The organism is Ochrobactrum sp. S1502_03 (assembly GCF_044435015.1).
GTDB lineage: Bacteria > Pseudomonadota > Alphaproteobacteria > Rhizobiales > Rhizobiaceae > Brucella > Brucella chromiisoli.
Genome location: NZ_JAYEXN010000102.1, coordinates 1 through 616, shown reverse-complemented (window position 1 = coordinate 616; position 616 = coordinate 1). Strand labels below are relative to the sequence as shown.

Here is a 616-nt window from a genome sequence, read left to right as displayed (position 1 = left end):
GCTGGCCTGTTGTTTTAACCGGTGAAAACCCAAATGCGTGGACCAGTCATCTTTATGATGACAACGGACAGAAACTCGCTCCCGATCAGATCGTCTGGTGCTCATTTTGTGCAAATGTAGATACCGATGATGAGGGTGATCCTCTGTCTCCGGAAGACATATTCGATGTGCGCGAAAATAAAGCATATTTTGGTGGCGAGCATGTCGATGAGGTGCTTGCCGGAGGAATGGCGGGTGTTCCTTTAAGCATGTCCGGTGATCGGGATCCGGGCAGGCCAGATACGCCGTTTCTCGCGCATATTGAGCTTAAAAACAGCCTGATGAGCCATCAGGCTTATCGCAACTATACGACCTTCATGGAAGCAGAACTGGCGATATTGCAGGATCTTGGTTACAAGATCGACCGACGCAATTTCTTTGGTTACTCTGTCTATGGTGACAATCAGACCTTTATAAATGACAATCCGTTCTTTGGCCGTAATGCTGAAGGCACGGCCTATGTTCAGAATGCTTATAATACCGCGACCCTTGGTCTTGGATTGCATGTGTATGGCAGCAATAACACGATAATTCAGCGTGCCGATTTATTGTCTGCCGGTGCAGGCGGTGCCGGTAT

1 pseudogene is annotated in these 616 nt (G+C 48.5%); it reads left to right on the top strand.

The window, feature by feature from the left end:
* A pseudogene (locus tag VBH83_RS19380) lies at positions 1 to 616 on the top strand (hypothetical protein); the annotation flags it as partial.